This window comes from Pantoea sp. paga (assembly GCF_007558755.1).
In the GTDB taxonomy this organism is placed as follows: domain Bacteria; phylum Pseudomonadota; class Gammaproteobacteria; order Enterobacterales; family Enterobacteriaceae; genus Pantoea; species Pantoea agglomerans.
The window spans coordinates 845,973-866,689 of record NZ_VLTF01000002.1 but is presented as its reverse complement, the minus strand read 5'-3'; the positions used below and the strand labels follow the sequence as shown (position 1 = coordinate 866,689).

Annotated in this window: 17 protein-coding genes; 13 read left to right on the top strand and 4 right to left on the bottom strand. The window is 47.8% G+C overall.

The window, feature by feature from the left end; all coding sequences use genetic code 11:
• Positions 1-51: 51 nt before the first annotated feature.
• Both FOV68_RS09760 and FOV68_RS09755 read right to left on the bottom strand, forming a co-directional pair.
• Positions 52-375 (bottom strand): hypothetical protein, encoded by a 324-nt coding sequence (locus tag FOV68_RS09760; RefSeq protein ID WP_255473656.1) that lies wholly within the window; start codon positions 373-375, stop codon positions 52-54.
• 117 nt (positions 376-492) lie between these two features.
• Complete coding sequence (locus FOV68_RS09755; protein ID WP_143990707.1) at positions 493-1,206, bottom strand: 4'-phosphopantetheinyl transferase; 714 nt, start codon at positions 1,204-1,206, stop codon at positions 493-495.
• A 376-nt stretch (positions 1,207-1,582) separates the two neighbouring features.
• Here FOV68_RS09755 and FOV68_RS09750 point away from each other — a divergent pair, with 376 nt between their 5' ends.
• The 13 genes from FOV68_RS09750 (at position 1,583) to FOV68_RS09690 (ending at position 19,484) form a co-directional block, all read left to right on the top strand.
• Positions 1,583-2,158 (top strand): TetR/AcrR family transcriptional regulator, encoded by a 576-nt coding sequence (locus tag FOV68_RS09750; protein WP_143990706.1) that lies wholly within the window; start codon positions 1,583-1,585, stop codon positions 2,156-2,158.
• A gap of 227 nt (positions 2,159-2,385) precedes the next feature.
• Complete coding sequence (locus FOV68_RS09745; protein WP_143990705.1) at positions 2,386-3,420, top strand: iron-containing redox enzyme family protein; 1,035 nt, start codon at positions 2,386-2,388, stop codon at positions 3,418-3,420.
• 110 nt (positions 3,421-3,530) lie between these two features.
• Positions 3,531-4,202: a polyphenol oxidase family protein gene (locus FOV68_RS09740; RefSeq protein ID WP_143990704.1), complete on the top strand. Its 672-nt coding sequence runs from the start codon at positions 3,531-3,533 to the stop codon at positions 4,200-4,202.
• Positions 4,203-4,226: 24 nt separating this feature from the next.
• A complete protein-coding gene (locus tag FOV68_RS09735; protein ID WP_143990703.1) occupies positions 4,227-4,466 on the top strand; it encodes a phosphopantetheine-binding protein in 240 nt (79 codons plus the stop codon).
• Between the two features lie 15 nt (positions 4,467-4,481).
• Complete coding sequence (locus FOV68_RS09730; RefSeq protein WP_143990702.1) at positions 4,482-5,597, top strand: MupA/Atu3671 family FMN-dependent luciferase-like monooxygenase; 1,116 nt, start codon at positions 4,482-4,484, stop codon at positions 5,595-5,597.
• Between the two features lie 2 nt (positions 5,598-5,599).
• Positions 5,600-7,261 carry a condensation domain-containing protein gene (locus FOV68_RS09725; protein ID WP_255473659.1) on the top strand — a complete coding sequence of 554 codons (1,662 nt, stop codon included), beginning with the start codon at positions 5,600-5,602 and terminating at the stop codon, positions 7,259-7,261.
• Positions 7,254-8,120 carry an LD-carboxypeptidase gene (locus FOV68_RS09720; RefSeq protein WP_143990700.1) on the top strand — a complete coding sequence of 289 codons (867 nt, stop codon included), beginning with the start codon at positions 7,254-7,256 and terminating at the stop codon, positions 8,118-8,120. The genes FOV68_RS09725 and FOV68_RS09720 overlap by 8 nt, the downstream gene beginning before the upstream one ends.
• 78 nt (positions 8,121-8,198) lie before the next feature.
• Positions 8,199-8,960, top strand: coding sequence for a thioesterase II family protein (locus FOV68_RS09715; RefSeq protein ID WP_143990699.1), 762 nt, complete (start codon positions 8,199-8,201; stop codon positions 8,958-8,960).
• Positions 8,961-8,972: 12 nt separating this feature from the next.
• Positions 8,973-11,957 (top strand): non-ribosomal peptide synthetase, encoded by a 2,985-nt coding sequence (locus tag FOV68_RS09710; RefSeq protein ID WP_143990698.1) that lies wholly within the window; start codon positions 8,973-8,975, stop codon positions 11,955-11,957.
• Between the two features lie 3 nt (positions 11,958-11,960).
• A complete protein-coding gene (locus FOV68_RS09705; RefSeq protein WP_143990697.1) occupies positions 11,961-13,685 on the top strand; it encodes a non-ribosomal peptide synthetase in 1,725 nt (574 codons plus the stop codon).
• Complete coding sequence (locus FOV68_RS09700; protein ID WP_143990696.1) at positions 13,675-16,821, top strand: AMP-binding protein; 3,147 nt, start codon at positions 13,675-13,677, stop codon at positions 16,819-16,821. The genes FOV68_RS09705 and FOV68_RS09700 overlap by 11 nt, the downstream gene beginning before the upstream one ends.
• On the top strand, positions 16,818-18,179 hold the full coding sequence (locus FOV68_RS09695) for a polyketide synthase (protein ID WP_143990695.1): 1,362 nt from the start codon (positions 16,818-16,820) through the stop codon (positions 18,177-18,179). The genes FOV68_RS09700 and FOV68_RS09695 overlap by 4 nt, the downstream gene beginning before the upstream one ends.
• A 57-nt stretch (positions 18,180-18,236) precedes the next feature.
• The gene (locus FOV68_RS09690; RefSeq protein WP_143990694.1) at positions 18,237-19,484 is read left to right on the top strand and encodes an MFS transporter; all 1,248 of its coding nucleotides are present in this window, start codon (positions 18,237-18,239) and stop codon (positions 19,482-19,484) included.
• Positions 19,485-19,561: 77 nt separating this feature from the next.
• On the opposite strand, the gene FOV68_RS24345 is transcribed toward FOV68_RS09690, so the two are convergent.
• The gene (locus tag FOV68_RS24345; protein WP_255473658.1) at positions 19,562-19,615 is read right to left on the bottom strand and encodes a hypothetical protein; all 54 of its coding nucleotides are present in this window, start codon (positions 19,613-19,615) and stop codon (positions 19,562-19,564) included.
• Positions 19,616-20,249: 634 nt separating this feature from the next.
• Positions 20,250-20,423 (bottom strand): DUF2787 family protein, encoded by a 174-nt coding sequence (locus tag FOV68_RS24550; protein ID WP_143990729.1) that lies wholly within the window; start codon positions 20,421-20,423, stop codon positions 20,250-20,252.
• Between the last annotated feature and the right edge of the window lie 294 nt (positions 20,424-20,717).

Here is a 20,717-nt window from a genome sequence, read left to right as displayed (position 1 = left end):
GGCCGGCTATCCCGGCATAGTAAATAAGCTCATTAGTGGTCTTTGAATTGCTCAAGCAAGCGCTCCCGCTCTTCCTGGGGGAAGTTTCATTATTTGTTCAGTCAAAAGGGATACATCCTGATGTTGGCTGGCCAAATCTTTGGTCACCTGCTTTAAAGCCTGCTCCATCAGCAATGCACGTGACGCTGGCGACATGTTACGGAAAAGCAGAGCCCACAGACTCAGCTGTTTATCAGTGCCTGCAAAGCTTAATGCGTCATCCTTGGCCCTGCTTCGTTCGTTTTCAAGCGACATCACAGCAGCACTTATATGATAAACCACACGTTTGCCGACATTTCGCTTACGCCGGATTTCTGGGTGGAGCTCTGTCGGCACCTCTTAAGCCATATAATGCCCGCTGGCAATCGCGCCGACAGGCCGCGGGTAACCGTTTTGATAGATGAGCGGCAAAAGGCGGCCACTCCGGTGTGGATAATATTTTTCGTGACTTTATTAACTGATGCAGGTAACGATATTATCGGTAAAGAAAGAGTAGTGACCGGTGAAGTTTTTACCTGCATATAACGTGTTATTAATAGTATGCGTAAGCGTCAATGTAAAAGTTTTCCGGTCTGTATTAACCTCTGATAGATATGAGCTGCTGAAATCAATAAAACCTTTTATTTCCGGCCATAACGCTTTGAAAAGCGTTTCTTTCGCAGAAAACACCAGCAGTAACGCCTGCGAATAAGGCAGCGAAAGCGTTCTTAAGAAGGCCTGCTCTTCCATGCTGGTAAACATATCGCTCGTATTAAGAAGAAGCGTCGGATTGTGTTTTTCAATATCAACGCCAGGATGTAAGCCCGACGTTTCCTTAACTAATACGGCAATGGCGTGGGAGCGAGTATGAGAGAGACTTCCTCTCCACCCCGCAGGCCACACGGGAACGCCCCGGCTTGCGCCAACAATGGGTGAATGAACCCTGTGCTGTCTTAATAATACAGAGCAACAGTAGCGCCCGGCAAAATATTCAGATTTACGTTTAACGCCTGCCTCAGATAATACAACCGGCAAAGGAAGGCCGGCGATAGCAAATAAATCATCCTTAAAGGATTTACTGTCATACTCAAGCATACAATAAGCAAGCTGCGATTGATGTTGAAAATATCCTAAAACACCTTTATGAACAAAAGGCGGATCTGAAAAGTGAAATGTTGGTGAAAACATACTAATATCCCTGCCAGTAACAATAATTAAACAGGCACTTTCATTTACACGTCATTGAGTGCACTTTACCAAAAAGTGGATAAAACACAACCGATAAAATAACCCAGCGACCTGAACGAAAATGCCGGAAAAAATCTTTATCTTATTAAGGGTTAATCTTATCAGATGAGATCAGAAGAATGTGCTGCCACACAACAGTATGATTTATTTACTATTTGTAAAAGCACTCGTTGTTTAAGGATGCGAATTATAACACAGTTGTACTAAAGTAGAGGATGCGGTACAGTTAACCTTATGTAATCATAAGCATTATTATTAAATACAATATATTCTGCTTACTTTTTTGAAGTTATTTTTTTCGCCATTGTGGAAATGTATGAGAGATAAAAAGAAAGAGATAATAATTGCCGCCTCATCGCTTTTTAATCGCGAAGGTTATGTCAATTCCAGCCTGGATAAAATCGCTACTTTCGCGCAAGTCTCAAAAATGACTTTGTATAAATATTTTGCAGACAAAGAAGCTATTATTCTAGAGGTGCTTGCGCTCAGACGAAAAGAATTTATCGAGGATTTACGCGCAGTCATTGCATCTCAGAGCACGCCGCGAATGCAGTTACAATCCATTTTTGCCTATTATGGCAAATGGTTCGCAGAAGATGATTTCAATGGATGTATGTTTGCCAGGGCTGTTGCTGATAACGGCATGTCGTCTTCACTGATCGTAAAAGCGAACGATGACTTTAAAGTTGAATTATATACCCTTTTGCTTAACATTTTACGTCAGACATTAAAGCCTGAACCCGCCGAACGTTGTACGTTAAACATGATTATTCTTATAGATGGCGCGATATCTCTTGCGCTTAGCCCATCTTTATCGCGCGAGTACCCTCCGGCAACGCTTGCATGGATGGCGGCAAAGACCCATATTTTCGCGCAAGGGGGCAAGTGGTAAAACGCGCCGCTTTCATTCGCAACAAACTGTACTAACAAGTACAATTTTGCCGTCAGAAATGGCGGCACCCTTAAAAAACCATCCGCGTTAAAAATTTTATTACTTTAAAAACAAACACATAAAAAATATTTCAACCATTTATTTACATTTCTTTAAGAAAACTATTGCGTATAAAAATCGCTCTGGTATGTTTTCTGAAATTGTCATGAATTTCAGGAAAGGGATCAATGAAGCCTGTAGCTAACACCGTCGTTGTGGAAGTGCATGAGCAATTAATAAAACTAATTAACGATCCGCATTTGAATGAAACACTTGCGGCAACGCCCCATATTACCGAAGAAATTATTAATCTGAGTCTTCAGCAGCTCACAGCGGCATATGATGAGGAAGACCTTGCCGCCCGTGAAACAGTGCAACGCAGCCTGTTTCTCATTTACAACAGCCTGCTGGCAGACCCGCTGTCAGCTGCAGCGAAAAATCAACATAACCCTTTTTTGATGACGTTAAAGAATTTAATCGAGCGTCACTGGCTAGAATATGAATTCAGGCGTTATCCCTGCAAGCTGCCGGATAAAAACGCCGATGCACCTTCAGTTATTGCTGACTTACTTGAGCTTTACCATACGCATCGCGCCTCGCACCATCCTCTTTTTGATTTTCTGTGGAGCGAGGCTAATAGGGAGCAATTCCGTTTATTTTTTAAAAGCGACAGCGCACTTAATATTCTCTTTTTCGATCTCGTCGCTTTAATGTTGCCGGGTTCAGCCCCTTCTACACGCGCAGAAATTTGTAAAAATCTCTGGGATGAAGCAGGCCAGGGTAATCCGCAACACACACATGTGGAATTATATAAACATCTACTTTCTGGCTGCGCGATCGAACTAGCGGAAAATCATTTTACCTCATTGTATAGCTGGCAGGGCTATACCGGATATAATGTTTTTATGCTCGGCGCAACAAATCGCCAGCATTACTATAAGTTAATTGGCGCCATGGCAATGACAGAACTTCTGGACCCTCCGCAATACAGTAAACTGGTTAAAGGTTGTCAACGCCTCAATATAGATAATAAACATACGCTTTATTATAGGGAACATATTGAAGTGGATATTGATCACGCCGCCGGCTGGTTAGAGCACGTCATTACGCCCCTTATAAACACTCATCCGGCATCGGCACAAGAATTTATAATGGGCGCAACCCTGCGTTTGCAAAGTTGCGCGGATTATTATGACAGCCTGTTGCATAAGATGACATGCTGATTTAAAGAAAAATACTTAATGCTCTTCACGCCATAAAAACAGCTTTCTTTTTTATAAATAAACTAACAGATTTTTATTTTTAAAACTCAAATATATAAAGGCCACTTTATATGGAATCTTTTGTTTTAAATGCGATATCAGGCGTAACGCATGGTTTTGGCATCCTGCACGAGCCTATATTAACCTTTGCCAGAACACACTGGCACGCGCGCCCGATGAAGACCCAGGTGCATGGGGTTAATATTGCTATCGCGACGGAAAACCGCCAGCAAGTGGGGCCAGCTGATGGCTGGTATACAGAAAAAAGAAATATACTGCTTACGCTGGTTAATGCGGATTGCTACCCCGTTCTTTTTTCACGTAAGGATGGCACAGCCATCGCAGCGCTGCATGTTGGCTGGCGTGGCGCATTTAATGGTATTATTTATAATTTAAAAGAAATAATAAATAATCAGGGGGACGACCTAGCAAATTGGGTTGCTGGTATAGGCCCGGGTGCCATGCCATGCTGCTATGAAGTATCACAGGAATTAATTGACGCATTCTCTGACCGCTACCCGATAAATCCAGAGTCACTGAACCCACAACCTCGAAAATTAAACTTATTAGCGGTTATTACACATCAATTACGGGATATCGGCATCACCTGCTTTGATAGCCTGTCGCTTTGTACAATTTGTAGCGTTGATATTAACGCGCAAGGAGAAACGCACCCTATATTTCATAGCTACAGACGGGATGGTAATAAAGAGGTGCAAGTTAGTGCAATTATGATGCTGTAATTTTATTACTGAAAAGGATAAATCATGCAAAATCTTAATAGTGCTCAGCTGTGTGAGATTGTTAAAGAATCAATTATCGACGTACTGGAAATAGAAAAAATAAATGAAAAGGATGATTTCTTTAATATTGGCGGGTGCTCGCTTACGGCTCTTGATGTCATCGATAAAATCCATGAAAAAACGGGTAAAAAAATCCCCTTACGTGATTTTCTTCAGGAGCCTACGCCTATAGCCCTGACCGCCTTTCTTAATCGTGTGCAATAATAGCCGGAGAAGATTATGACGAATAATAACCCTTTTTCATCTCTTTCTGATCCGGCAGGTCGTCGTGAACATAGTCCGGGTTTCAGCGTTTTCTTTTTCTCAGGAGAGGCTTCAGAACAAGCGAGCGAAAATATTTACAGTCTGGTTATGCGTGCGGCTAAATTTGCTGACGATAACGGATTCGAAGCGATATGGGTACCTGAGCGGCACTTTCATTCTTTTGGCGGGCTCTTTCCGTCGCCGGCAATTATAGCCTCGGCAATTGCGGCAACAACGAAGCGATTACATATTCGTGCCGGTAGCGTCGTGCTCCCGATGCATAATCCCGTTAACGTGGTGGAAGAATGGAGCGTTATCGATAATATTTCAAACGGTCGCGTCGGTTTATCCGTTGCGCCAGGCTTTCATCCATCAGATTTTTTACTGAAACCTGAAAACTACCTGCAACGTCGTGATATTTTCCGTCAGAATATTCAGGATATTATGACTCTCTGGCGAGGCGATACCTTTATCGCGCCCGATGGCCTGGGCCGCGATACCCGGGTCCTCACCTTACCAAGACCGTTACAAAAAGCGCTGCCGCTATGGCTAACCGCTTCCGAAAGCGAAGAGAGTTTCCGTAGAGCCGGCGCCGCAGGGGCAAATGTTTTAACCAGTCTTCTGGCTTTGGATCGTAAAACGCTCGCAGCGCGTATTTCTGCATGGCGGCAGAGCTTTATTCCGGGCGCGATGAATAATGCAGGCCGCATCACGTTGATGTTGCATACCTTTGTCAGCCCTGATGAATCCGAGGTGCATAAGTATGGCGTGGAAGCCCTGAAACGCTATCTGAAAGAGCATCTGAGCTTTGCCGCGCCGCGTGCTGACTACGATAAAATTACCTGTCTTAGCGATAGTGATAAGGATGCGCTGGTAGAACATGCCACCAGACGTTATACCCGCGACGCGTCGCTTATTGGCACGCCTGAACATTGCAAAAAAATCATCGAAGAATTAGTTGAAACGGGCGTTGATGAAATAGCCTGCTTGATCGATTTCGGTGTGCCGGAAGAACAGGCGCTACATTCGCTCGAGGAGATTGCAAAATTAAAAGAATACTTTTCTGCCCGTAAACTAGCGAGGAGTGCATAGTGATGACTGAAGGAGAGTTTGGCCTTTCCGCAGCGCAACAACGACTGTGGTATATGAGCCAGCTTGAACCAGAGAGCCCTTTTTATAACATCACGCTCCCCATGGTTCTTGAAAACGATACTAATAGCCTTGCGTTATATGAAGCATTAAACGCTCTGGTTCGACGCCATGATATTCTGCACACCCGTTACCCTATAATAGAAGGCAGGGTCGCACAGGAAGTCGTTGATCCTCAAGACTGGCACGTAGAAAAAATACCGTTTAGCGTGACTGGCGGCGACTGTGAGGAAAAGGCCAGTAACATTGCCGCCACTATTGCGCGTTATCCTGTCGATTTACACAATGGGCCGGTATTCAGAGCATTTTATGCCCCACTGGATGAGGGTAAGAGTCTGTTAGTGCTGTTAACGCATCATATTGCGACCGACCAGACTTCGATTAATATCCTCATCCAGGAGCTGGATTTAATTTATCAGCAGATTGCCGAGGGCAAAGCGTACTCGCTTTCGCCGGTAGCCCCTTACAAAGAATATGTAGACTTTGAATCGCAGCGTTTTGAAAAACAAAAACAGAAACTGTATGACTACTGGGATCGGCAATTAGCTAAAGACTTTACGCCAATTCCCCTTCCCTATGAAGCCCCATTACAGGCCAATCGTTCAAGAATGGGTCGTGAGAAAATAGCTTTCGTTGAAAACGACAGGCTGCAGCAGTTTCGCACCTGGTGTCGCAAGGAGCAGGCAACGGAATTTGCGGGCCTGTTGACGCTCTGGGGATTATTAATTGGCGCATGGTCAAACCAGAACCGCTTCTTTATTGCAACTACCACTGCTTTTCGGGAAAAAGTTAAATTTCGCCAGTCATTAGGCTGTTTTATCAATACCCTCGCTATTTATCATCAGTTTACAGATGAGCAGGACGTATCCTCTCTTTTAAGGCTGAATGAAGCCAGTATTATTGAATCTTTCGAACATCGTGCAATGACCTATGAGAAACTGATCGAGCGCAACAGACAAGTACATCAGAGAAATATTGATGATCCGGTCAATGTCTATATTCAGTATCAGCCGAGAAAAATGTCTCACGACTCCCGGTTAAGCAAGCGTTTTTCTCCCATTATTAATGTCCACAATGGTCGTGCTAAATTTCCGATCATTATGAATATCTCTGACTGGAACTCATATTTGCATTGCACCATAGAATATGAAGAAGCGCTCTTTAGTGATAAAAGTATTACAGGTTTACTAAACGCATTTCAGCATTTAATCGATCTGGTTACGGAAAACCCTTATATAGCGATCAGTGAAATCATTTTTGCATTACGCCATCAACTTCCTGTTGCCAATACGCCAGCGCCTTGTACAGATGAAACGGAGAATAACCCTGAAATAGCGCGCCACACCCACGCAGAGAAAATAAAACAGCCGCTGCGTCTTATCTGGCAACAGATCCTCGGCGATGATTCTGGCAGTGACGATGAGGACTTTTTCCTTGCCGGCGGTAATTCATTACTGTTGACCCAATTACTCTGGCACATCAATCAACGCTTTCAGTTATCAATACCATTACGTGAGATTTACCGCCGTACACGTTTTGATGAAATGGTCTCTCTTATTAGCAAGCATATATTAACGACTCAAAATCCGGAGAGGAAACATGCCTGACGCTGTCGCTATTATTGCCCCTTCCAGCGGCCCTGATATGCAATACCTTAAACAGAGTATTGACTGGATCGAGTCGCGGGGACATCGCGTTATTTTGGGCCCCAATATCGAGGCTCGAAGTGGATATTGCGCGGGTTCAGCTAAGCAACGCGCTCATGATTTGAGATGGGCACTTGAAGAAGCCGACGGTAATACGGTTTGGCTTGCTCGCGGCGGTTATGGGCTGGTTCACTGCTTGCCTGATTTGCTTTCGTTCCCCGCTACGGACAAAACAATTATCGGGAGTTCTGATGCCACGCTCTTATTAGAGTTACTCTATCAACGTGGTTCGGGGCGGCTGATACATGGCCCGATGGTTGAAAGGTTAGCGTATTATAGCGATGAGCAAAGCCAAAATGCTGTAATGGCCTGGGTGAACGGCAAAGCTGGCGAAATATTCTGGCACCTTAAACCGGGTAATTCTTTAGCGCATACCTGCCAGCCGTGCCGCGCGCCCTTAACAGGCGGTAACCTTACGGTTATTGCCAGCCTTTGCGGTACGGTACTCCAGCATAAAGCGCAGGGATGCTTTTTTCTTCTCGAAGATGTTAATGAACCCTTATATCGTATCGATCGCTGCTTACAACAGCTTATTTTCTCTGGCGTATTTAACGGTGTCAAGGCTATTATTTTGGGCGAATTTCACGCCTGTACAGCCAGCGGTCAGGGAGAAAACGATATTATTCTAAAAATAATAGATATTCTTGCTCCGCTAAAAATACCTCTCTTTTACGAAGGTCCGTTCGGTCATGGTAAACATAATATAGCCTGGCCCTATCGTCAGAATGCCACCCTTAGCGGCAGCTGTTTGACTCTTTAATAGATAACAGTGTCATTATTCCGGCGAAGTCAGGACGCTGGTCGCGTGTCGTTGTTCATTTCACAGGGCTGAACAGATATGCAAAAACTAATAAACAGTAAATGGTTGGTGCAAAGAAATAGTATTGATAAGCCATTTCGCCTGTATGTTTTTCCGTATGCTGGCGGAAACGTCACTACCTTCATGCGATGGCAGACGTTACTTCATCCGGAGATTGAGCTGATTGGCATACAGTTACCCGGTCGCGGCGCGCATTATCCTGCCAATCTCTTTTATGAAATGGAAGCACTGATAGAGGCAATGATTCCGCTATTTCAGCATAACGCTAAGCCTTTTGCATTTTTCGGCCATAGCATGGGCGGACTTCTTGCTTATAAAATATGCCAGCGCTTGTCTATAAAACCACAGGCGTTAATCATTTCAGGCTGCAAAGGCATTTCGCTTTTTAAAGCGCCGACTAAAGCAGTATTGTCAGATAAGGAAATTATTACCCGCTTGCGATGCTACGGCGGAACGCCGGAGGGAGTTTTAAGTGATCCAGATCTGATGGCGCTGTTCTTACCCGCCATTAAAGCGGACTTTACTATTGTAGAGAACTTTAACTGGCATCCGGCTCCACCGGAGCATATTCCGATATTGTTACTTGCCGGCGATAAAGATTTCGCCCATCACCGTGATAAAGCACTTAGCTGGCGTAATCAGACAACGCAAGAAACGATTTACCGGGAATTTCCCGGCGGCCACTTCTTTATTAATGAAAACGTATCGATACTGCTTGCGGAAATTAATAGCTATCTGGCCACAATATTTAAACTGCCCACTGGGGTAAAGTCTGTTTAATGGAGGCATGACATGTATTCTGCATTACATGAAATGATTATCGAAAAAGCGCAGGAAAATAAAGATAAAACAGCCATTATCGATGAAGCGGGTAACGCTTTTACCTATTCTGATTTACTTAGCCGCTCCGCCTACTGGAGTAATTATATATTAGCGTTGGGTCTCAGCCCAGGTGAAAAGGTGGGTATTGCCGTAACCCGCCATGCATTATTGCCCTGCTTACTATTAGCCGTGTCGCGTGCCGGTTGCACTTGGGTTCCATTAGATCCGGCTTACCCGGCACAATGGCGCGAGTTCGTGATACGTGATGCTGATATCGGGCTTGTTTTACATGACGAACTTCTTGCACATGATATGCCTGTTGCTATGGTGAAATATATCAATGTTCTTACCGCAGGCGCGCAATCCGAACATACCGCCTTATTTGAGCGAAACATTAACCCTGACGATATTTGCTACATAATTTACACATCAGGTTCCACTGGCGTACCCAAAGGCGTGCTGATTAAGCATGAAAACACCGTTAATTTTATCGAGTGGGCGCGGGAAACTTATACAGCAGAGGAGCTGGCGCGAGTAATATGCTGCACTTCAATATGTTTTGACCTCTCGCTGTTTGAAATTTTTGCCACGCTCAGTGCAGGCGGCACATGTTTTATGGTGAGTAATGCGCTCGCCATTCTGTCAATACCGGCCTCATATCGCCCAACATTGATCAATACCGTCCCCTCAGTGATGCGCGAGATCCTGCGTCATCAGGCGTTGCCCCATACCGATCCGCTTGTCGTAAATCTTGCGGGGGAAGCCCTCAGCGGCGAACTGGTCAGCGCGCTATACCAACAGCCTAATGTTACCCGCGTAGTGAATCTTTATGGCCCTTCAGAGACCACCACGTACTCGACCTGGGATGTTGTGCCGCGCAATGAGAAAACGCCCACCATTGGAAAGCCTATTAAAGACACGCAAATTCATCTGCTCGACGACAACCTTAAACCTGTGGCCAACGGAACGCCAGGGGAAATATATATTTCAGGTAAAGGCGTTGCGGCAGGTTATATCAATCGCCCTGACATCACGCGTGAGCGTTTTATTACTTTGTTCACGCCCGAAGGTTCTCCCTTTCTGGCCTATAAAACAGGCGATATTGGACGCAGCCGTGAGGATGGTCGCCTTGACTATGCAGGAAGGGCCGACGATCAGGTAAAAGTGCGGGGATTTCGCATTGAATTGCAGCAAATCGAAGAAACCCTCGTCCATTTCGATGAGATTGCAGAAGCTGCTGTGGTCGCCGCATTTCCGGGTGAGGAAAATGTCTCGCTGGTTGGCTGGTTAGTCGTAAACACTTCGCCGGAGTCAGATACGCGTAAAATACGCGAGTCGCTCAAAGAAAAACTTCCGGAATATATGATACCGGCGCGTTTTTTCATCGAAGAGACATTACCTAAACTGCCTAACGGAAAAATCGATCGTAAAACGCTTCGATTGCAATCTGAAGCACGCCTGAAGCAGAGCGGTCACCGCCCGAATAAGCAGGCCGATGCCGAAATATTCCTGCTTTCGCTTTTTAGCCAACTTACAGGCGAACCTGCAATAATGCGTCATACAGATATTTTTTCGCTGGGCATAAATTCGCTCTCGATATTAAAAATTACCGCGGAAATAAAGGCACGCTTCGGCATATTGCTTCCGAATTCTGTTATTAGCCTTTATCCAACAGTCAGCGGTCTGATTGATTACCTCAGCGCCATAACTGACCGGGAAAAAGAACCCTTGCCGGTGCCTGACCTTACCGAGTCGCAGCAGCAGATGTATTACCTGTCACAGCTAACCGATAATAGTTCAGCTAATAATGTCTGTTTTTCAGTAACCCTGGCAGCTGGCGCAAGTGAAGAAGAGGTAATAGCGATAACAGATACGCTTTACCACGCTTTTCCCTTAATGCGCGCAATGATCCCGACCGGGGATAAATGGGAACTGCAGGCAGATAAACCGCAAATTAAATTTTTTCGCGGACGCTCTAATGCCGCAGATTTACATGCCATAGAGCATGAAGCCGCGCATGAGATAATCGATCCCGCGCTCTCAGGGCTTTGGCGTATCTCTGCCATTTTTAATCAACATGCCGCTCCCGTGGTTCTCCTGACGTTCCATCATCTTCTAATTGATGACGAGTCGTTACAGCTTATTTTCCATACTATTCACAGTGCGCTTATCCGTGGGCAACAGGTAAAAACTGTGCCGCTCGCGCGGATTGATAACTGCACAGATCGTGAGCATCAAAACCGTTTATGGTGGTTTTCAGCCTTAGAAAAAATAAAATACACCACCGCCAGCCTGACCGTAGTCAATAACGATATCGACTGGTTCGATACCCGCGCCTTGCGCTCGTCCTGTTCGCTGCAAACCTCTTTGTACCAGCAGATAGGGAAGCTCTGTCAGCAAGCGCGCGCGACGCTTTATGAATTTCTGCTTTCAGCCCTGGTACCAGTACTGCAAAAAAACGCAGGCGACACCGCTATTACCATTGGCACAATAATGTCTACCAGGGATGCGCTTGCAACACATGGGCAGGCAGGTTTTTACGCAACACCGGTCCCTTTAATTCTGCCCTTTCTCACCGCGTCTTCGTGGCAAACCAACCTTGAAATGACCCGCCGCTGCGTACGTGCCACGCGAAAGCACGCTTTTGTCTCCGCAAACTGGTTACAGGATGAGTTGCGCCGCCGCCTTCCCGCTTCATCAGCCCTGATGATGTTCGGCTGCATCCGTCATTTTGCTGATCGCATTGAGCGGGGGGTCGCCCAGGCTAAAGAGATCAATACAGGCCATTCTCATCCTGTGCTGAATTTCCAGGCACGTTTTGATGAGAACAGCGTGCAGCTTTTCCTCGATGGCCGCGCCAGCATCTACAGCCAGTCAGAGCTGGATCTTTTGCTCCGCCAGTGGGTGGAGAGCATTACGTCTGTCGTCAACGCGTATTCTACGGAAGGAAAATGAATAATGAGTAAGCCGAATGATTCTTTGTTCACTCTCTTTAACAACGTTACACAGAAGACGCCAGAGGCCCTCGCTATTTCTGGAGATAACGGTGATATCAGTTACCGGAACCTCTTTACCCATGCGCAGGATATTGCACGGTTAATTGGATTTCGTGATAAACCTGTCGCTATCATATGCCGCAACCATGCTAATGCGATCGCGGCAATGCTGGCCTGTCTGCGCAATCAGGTCATTTTTATTCCTGTCAGTACCGACTTACCTGAAGCCAGAATTCAGGCGATTCTGTTAACGGCATCAGTAGAACTAATACTTACCGATAGCTATACAGACAGCACGCGAGTCAATCTCCGTATTGATAATATCAGTCAGGCCAATCTTTTCCCTCCGCCAGTGACCGCTGAAGAAGCCAATGCAGGCATCGCCTATATCCTGTTTACGTCAGGGACGACCGGCACACCTAAAGGTGTTGCCCAGAGTGAAACGGCGCTTCGCCAGCATATGCTTCATTATATTGAGAGCCTCAATATTAAGGCTGATGACCGCATCATTATGGTGGCGAGTTTTGGCTACGATGCCGCCTTAATGGACATTTTTGCGGCGTTATTAACCGGCGCAACGCTGGTCCCCGTGACACTGCTTCAGCACACCGTAAAAAGCTTCCGCCAGAGACTCTTGCAACGTCGCATTACGGTTTTCCATTCCACGCCTTCTGTGTTCCGGCTTATTTTTAATGACGCCCGCAAAGGCGCATCCTTTGATGACATCAGAGCAGTGGTGCTTGGCGGAGAGCTGGCAAGACGCTCGGACCTGCTGCTTTTTAATCGCTCATTCTCCCCCGCAGCAATATTGATTAATGGCTTTGGACCGTCTGAATCCACGCTTGCGCTACAGGCAAAATTTCATCAGGGAGAGAGGCTTGACATCCCGGGCTTGCCGATTGGCTATCCCGTCGCCGAAATGGCGGTACAACTTATTAATCAGACCGCCACAGCGGACGGCGTGGTGGGTGAAATTGTGCTCGAAAGTCCAAACGTTTTTATGGGTTACGTCAACCAGCCCCAGGATATCGCACGGCTACAAGCAGCCCCTCGAAAAACCAGCCATGCCACGGGCGATCTGGCAAGACCTCTTCCCGACGGCCGTTTGATCTATTTCGGGCGAAAAGACAACCAGGTGAAAATTGCCGGGATCCGCATAGAACTTGAAGAGATCAACGCATTACTGGTCGAACAACCCGGTATAGAAGATGCCGCCACGCGCCTTATCGCTAACGAGCAAGGATACAGCTGGCTTGTTTCATGGGTTTTGACCACGAAAGAGAGTGTCGAGGAAGAAAGCGTACTGGCTGACTTACGCCTGCGCCTGCCGCAAACAGCCGTGCCTGCGCGCATTATCCCGGTCGCCAAGTTTCAGTACCGACCAAATGGAAAGGTCGATCTCTCCTCGCTGCCTGTGCCTTCGTTCAGAACAGAACACGCCATTATCAACGACACCTTTTCTCGCCAGGTAGCAACCGTATGGCAGGCCTGCCTAGGCGCTGACTCGCTTCCCGCGTTGAGCGAACGATTTATGGATATCGGCGGGAGTTCGCTCTCGGCCATTTCGGTTATCTCGCGTATCCAGCAGGAAATGAAGATCCGCTTACGTCCTTCTTCTCTTTTACGTAACCCGACGCTGAATGAATTTATTGAGCAGGTAAAAACAGGAGTGGAAAATGCAGTCTGATACGTTCGCATTCGATGAAAAAAATACACTGCCTCTGATTAGCTCGCAACGCAGGTTCTGGTATGACTATCAGCGATCACCGCTGGCGGGAGGTAAAAATATCCTGCTGCGGACACTGCGTTTTGCCAAAGGCACGGCGCGCGAGCGGCTCAATCAAATCATAACGCAAGTGTTTAATCGCCATCAGTTACTGAGAGCAGAGCTGGTAAACCATGATGGTGGCTGGCCGCAATGGCGCATTTATCCTGAGATATCCGTAGTCATTAGCTGGCAGGAGCAACCAGCATTAACGCTTCCTGTTACCCCTGATAATGCGCCAGCGCATAGCGGCCGCGGGTTTGATTTACCCCATAAACGCCCCTGGCGGCTGCAGGGGGTGAGCACGCCGGAGGCAGATTATCTTATTTTTGCCTTTCACCATATTATCTGTGATGAGTTCTCAGTGCAGATAGTGATAAAAGAAATCGACGAAGCCCTTTCGTGCTTATCAGGGACAACGATGGCTGATGATTTCGCAAATAGCGCTGCACTTATCGCCAGCGAGCAACAATTGCAGCTTGATGAGGGCGGCCTCGCCTTCTGGCAGAAAACGCTTTCTGGCGCCCCGACCGCGTTAAATATGCCCGTGGAAGGTAGTGACAGCAAGACGCATCAGGCGGTGTTGAGAAGCAAAGCGCAAATCAGCGGCCAGTCGCTGGACACGCTCCACCGCTATGCCGCCGGGCAGAAAATTACCTTTCCAATAATCATCGCCGCTGCTTATGCCGCTGTATTGTCGCTCTACAGTCACGATAATGAAGTCGTGCTGGGTTTACCGGTTTCGTTGCGCCCGGTTGCGCAAGCTCAGACGGCGGTGGGGCCTTTTCTGAATATTCTGCCTCTGCGCTGCGAACTTTCCGCCGGGGTTACGTTTAACTCGCTGTGTCAGGCTCTCCATCAGCGTTTCCTGTCAGCGCTGGATTTTTCCGCCATACCTTTTGAGGAGATCGTGCGTGTCGCCTCACAGGAAAAACTGGCGGGGCGTCATCCCCTGTTTCAGACGACCTACTCGTTTCATGATTTACGTGAAGCGGGACTGGTGACACTGAAAAACTGCCGGCAGGAAGAAAGCTGGTCGGGATCGTTGAGTTGCGAACTCTCCTTAACAGGCGAGCTGAGTAACGATACGCTGGAGATATTTATTGATGGCGATAGCCGACTTTTCAAAGCCGCTTTTATTGAACGCCTAGCGCAGCACGTTGCATGGGCGACTGAGCAACTCGTCAGCCTACCGCGTGAGCGGCTCGATACGCTATCGTTGCTGCCTCCAAAGCAGCAAGCGTTGCTGCTGAAGAGGCGTTCAGGCATTGATCGGCGCCAACCCACTCCCGCCGTACTTCCTGCTATCCTGGAGAGTATCAGCGCATCGCCGGAGAGCGTAGCCATTTCCGGCCAGGTTGAACTGACCTATGCTGCGCTGATGGAAGAGGCCTCCCGTTTCGCTCATGCACTTCACGGCGCGGGGGTGAAATATGGCGAGTTTGTGCTGGTGGGTATAGAGGACGATGGCCACCCGGTCAGTGAGATCCTCGGAATAATTCTCAGCGGCGCGGCATGGGTTCCGGTTAATCGTCACTGGCCGCAACGACAAATCGCCCAAGTCGCGGCCAAAACAGCGGCCCGCTTTTACCTTGGCGCGTCTCTTGCGCTGGAGAATGTCCGGCATCTTCAAAAATCGGCTGAGATGAGTGAACGGGTAACCGTTTTAACGCCGCAACCTTTATCGCCCGTGTACGCGATATCGACCTCTGGAACGACAGGCGAACCCAAAGTGGCGGCGATACCCTGGCGCGGTATTGCGAATCGCTTTGCCTGGATGAGCCAGATGTATGGCGAAGGCACACCGGTCACGCTTAAAACCACACCTTGGATCTATGACAGTTCAGTCTGGCAACTTCTCTGGCCGCTGACGTCAGGCGGGCGCTCTGTTCTTCCTTCCCGCAATGAACTCTTCGATCCCGTCGCGTTGGCCGGGCTGATTGAAAAAGAACAGGTAACCGTCATCGATTTTGTTCCTTCGGTACTTAGCGCCCTGCTTCCGGCCCTGGAAAACTCTTCCTCTTTACGCCGGAAACTGCGCTCTTTGCGCTGGGTTATTATCGGTGCAGAGAGTTTGCCAATCGCAACGGCAAAAAGAGTCAAAGCGCTGCTGCCTGATGCCAAAATCATTAACGCGTACGGCCCTACCGAGGCGTCTATCGGTTGTGTCTACCAAACCATTGAATTACCGCTGGCGCGAAATGTTCCCATCGGCAACCCCATCCCCAACGTTTATGTTGCGGTGGTCGATAAACAGCAGCGCCCGGTACCGGCCGGCGCGCCAGGCGAACTTATCCTGATGGGCGACTGCGTCGGGCTTGGCTATTTAGGTACCGAGGATCAAAAAGGGTTTATTACGCTGCAACTCTCTGCTGAGCTTAGCGGCGCCGCTTACAAAACCGGGGATTGGGTCAGATGGAATGAAGAAGGTCAGCTGGAGTTTATCGCCCGCCAGGACCGGCAGGTTAAGCTGCGAGGCGTACGCCTCGAACTCTCTGCCATAGAAGCGCAAATAGATGAATTCGCGGGTGTATCGGCAAGCCACGCCCTTATTGCCACGCAGGAGAACGGCAAAGATACGCTGGTCGCGTTTATCAAGCCCTTCTCGCCCGATACGTTTGATACCGCGGCATTAACCCGCGCATTACGTAACGCGTTGCCCGCTTTTGCCGTACCGGAACAGATGATTGTTGTCGGTGCGTTTCCGCTGGCCCTATCCGGGAAAATAGACAATAAAGCTCTTAATGCTTTGTTCCATCAGCACCAGCGCCAGAAGTTAAGCACGCAGGCAAGCGAGAATATACGGCCCGTAGAACAAATATGGCGCCGTATTCTCGAAACAGATGAGCCTCTTGATGCAGAAATGAACTTTTTTGACGCAGGCGGTCACTCTCTGCTTCTTCTCGATCTGCAGAAGGCGCTGAACGGTCATTTCAATACTCATCTTAGCGTTGTGGACTTATTTAATTACCCGACGATCGCCGATCAGGAAGCGTTGCTAAACAATATTCTTCCCGCAAACAGAGCGCTGTCCGGCTCAGGAGAACAGCTGTCATGACCATTCATCGCTATGATAATGCAATCGCCATTATCGGTTACTGGTGCCGCGTCGCGGGGGCGGACTCTCCCCAGGCCTTTCATCACATTTTGCGCACAGGCGCTTCAACCATCCGAAAATTAAGCGAAGAGGAGCTTGATGCCGCAGGCGTATCGGCTTCGATGCGCCAGCATCCGGACTACCGGCCTTTTCGCGCAGTGCTGGATAATGCAGCGATGTTTGATAATAGCCTCTATCGGATCCCGCCGGCCGAAGCACGCCTGACCGATCCTCAACATCGTCAGTTTCTCGAAATGGCGCATCTGGCGCTGGAACATGCCGGTATTGACTGCAAAACGACCCCTTCCGTGGGGGTATTTGCCACCCAGAGCCAGAACGATTACGCAGGCGCATTTGCCGATCTTGACGAAGAATCCATTAAACGCTTTAGCCTCGACATTTTCAACGGGGCATCGCATCTGGCCTCTAATGTCGCTTATCGTCTGGGTTGTGAAGGACCAGCGGTCACGCTGCAAACCGCCTGTTCCGGCTCGCTTGTTGCTGTCCATCTTGCTTGCCAGTCACTGCTGGCGGGAGACTGTGAGGTCGCGGTTGCAGGCGGCGTCTCTGTCGGCTGGCCGCAACACCGGGGGTATCTTTACGTGCCGGGCAGCATCATGTCAGCAAACGGCGAGTGCAGCCCATTTAGCCAGTCAGCCTGTGGGACTGTGCGCGGTGAAGGAGGCGGCGCTGTTGTATTATGTCGTCTAGCCGATTATATCGAAGGGCGAATTAGCGGCGCGCTACATGGCATTGTGCGAGGGTCAGCAATCAATAATGACGGCGGGAAACGTATGGGGTTCACTACTCCCAGCGCCCAGGGGCAAATAAAAGTTATTCAAAAGGCGATTTTGCGAGCGGGTATCGAGCCTGGAGAGGTGACGAACCTTGAAGCGCATGGTACGGGCACGCAAGTAGGCGATGCTATTGAGTTATCCTCCCTGGCCACTATTTTTTCCGCGCGCCCTGAAAGTTCCCTCTGGTTAGGCAGCGTGAAGGCCAATATCGGGCACCTTGATGCCGCAGCCGGGGTGGCTGGATTAATTAAAATGGTGCTGGCGCTAACGCATAAAGTGGTATATCCCATGAACACTTTCGGGCATTTTTCAGCGGAATGTGCGCCGCACGCGCACGCTTTTAGTGTCGCCCGCCAGCTTCAGCCGTGGACGAGTGAAAAACCGCGTATCGGCGGAGTCAGTTCCTTTGGCCTCGGCGGCAGTAACGCGCATATTATCATAGAAGAAGGTTCCGCTGGCCCGGAAAGCCTGGCAGGTATCGGCCCCTTTAAAGAACGCCAGCCTAAGCTGTTTCTGCCCTGATACATAACAGGCCTTTGGGCCTGTTTCTAAGCGATATCAAACTCCAGCGAGTGTCAAATGAAGATCTTTAATGCCTTACATAATCAAATAATGGTTTTTCGTAGCGTCATTCTGGAACAGCCCATCCATGCCTTACTGATTGTGGCAATATTTTTTATGGCCCTCGGCTCCTATGCAATTATCCCTTTTTATATTTTTTATATGACCAAAACATTAGGGATAACCAGTATCGAGGTCGGTATTCTTCTTTCAGCAAATGTGCTCTCACAACGAGGCCTTGCGCTACTCGCAGGGATCTGCATCGATAAGTTTGGCAGCAGGCTTATGATGCTCTCCGGAATTATGTTGAGGATTGTCTCATTTATTTTGCTCGCTATCGCCCAGACTTTTGATGCCCTGCTTATCGCCACGTTATTAAGCGGTCTGGGTGTGGCAATGGCGCAGACCGCCGGCAAAACGCTATTGCTAAGCGATGCTGATAATGTGACGTCATTACTGGCGACACGGACGATGGCGTTGAATCTCGGCGTGATTTTAGGCCCTGCGGTAGGTTACTTGCTGCTCCATTTGTCATTCCCTGTTATTTGCTATTCTGTTGCAGGTGTATTCGCGCTTATTCTGATCACGCTTTATATAAAATTGCCTACCCACGTTGCCATAACTCAGGCTGACGCAGAGGCAGCGCCCTCGTCTGAGTTTTATCGCTATTTACTGACTCCTGCCGTTTTGATGATTTTAACCCTTCAGGCAAGCTTTCATTTCTTTTATACGACGCTGGAACTCGCCTTTCCTCTGTACGCTAAGGATTATTTCAGCGCTTCGGTGGTCGGCGGCATCTTTTTCGTCAATGCCATAACGGCGGTCTGTTTACAGCTTCCGGCGGCTGCGCTGATAAAAAGAAATATTCCCTTCGCCGGTCCCGGACTGATGTTGATGGCGCTAAGCTTCCTAGTGACCGCATTATCTAGCAGCAGTAGCGGAACCCTTTCCGCGTTTTATTTTTTATTAGCCATATTTATCTTCAGCCTCGCTGAGGTGTTTATTATGCTGTTTGTGGATGTCCTGCTGGTGAAAAGATTACCTCACCGGTTACTGGGTAAGTTCTTTGGCCTGTCTTCTTTTGCCGCTATGATTGGCGCGGTACTGGGCAATAATCTTTTTGGCTGGTTGTTATCGTTGATTGATGAGAAAAGCGACTACACGCGATTTTGGGTTTCGCTGGCAACCGGGGCGGGCATAGTGATGGTTATCTTTTTTACCAGTGACATCTGCCTGAGAAAAAGAGAAAAGCAGGTAGTAACATAGACGGTAAAACGAATACGCTATTTCTTGTCAGATAAAATCTACGCCTGGGCGTGGATTTTATCTCAGCAGGCAAACCATTAAATATCGTCAGTGGTATGATGCACAACAATTTCCAGCGTGTGGTGGCTCACATCGCTTTGCACCTCATTATCTGTGAGTCAGTTCAAGAATCAACGCCTTGTAGGTTACATGCTCACCCCTAGCAAGAACACGGAGAGACGCTGCGGAAATACTCAGCAAGCGTAATATCCGGCAGATTTTAGTATTCGGCTGTTGGTTCGAGCATTGCCTGACTCATCATTTACCCTGTTTAAAATTTATAATTGCTGTGTGTATCAGTGTTTATGTGTATTGTCTGGCCGATGTTTGCCAAATAGCTGATAGACGTTATGGCCACCCTCTTCATCTCATTCACTGCGAATGCTCCCTGCTTCGCGCCGTAAAGAGGCCAGGTTAATATTGCTAATTTCAGCAATAACCTGCCCCAGCAACTTACGCCGCTGAGTGTCTGGCTTGTTTGCCTCCATCGACTTGAACCTTGTCACAAGCGCCCTGGTACTGACGAGAGAGTTATCTTTCAGGAGCGACTATACTGCCACTCCGATACGTTCGTCTGTCAGTTGTTCAATGTCACTACTATTCATAACTACATCTCGGGTTGCCGCTACTTGCCAAACTGCAATTGCGGCATAAAGCCCATTCTCTCTTGCGAACGATAAATGCAGGTGCAAGTATAACCGCATCATTCACCCCGCGTGAATTCGCTTAAAAGCCAAATGTATAGCGCTGGCTCCAGCTGATATCGATTTCCTTTTCCAATTCCGGGTCTGTTACCATATATATGAGGTTAGTGATGCAATCTAAACACCATTCATCGTTTCGAGAAAAAAGCCTTATTTCAACCTGATAAAACCCACCATTTTTAGCGCTGTAATTGATATATTAGAAAAGCAATGTAAGAGCACGAATATTCGGTTTAACTGGCGTATTTTTACTGAGATCAGCCAGCATAATATTAATGAACCCCTGACTTACGGGCATGGGCAGCCCTTCCTGACGGATAATATTCATTATATTTATTCTGGTTATTATGCGTTTGTATTTATGATAAAAAAAATAATTAAACCTAACCCGCACTGAATTTTCAGACGATGGACGCCCTCCCGCCAGAAGGGATATAAAAGTAAACATTAATTAAGTTGGCAATTAGTTTATGTGCCGACCCCTGAATAA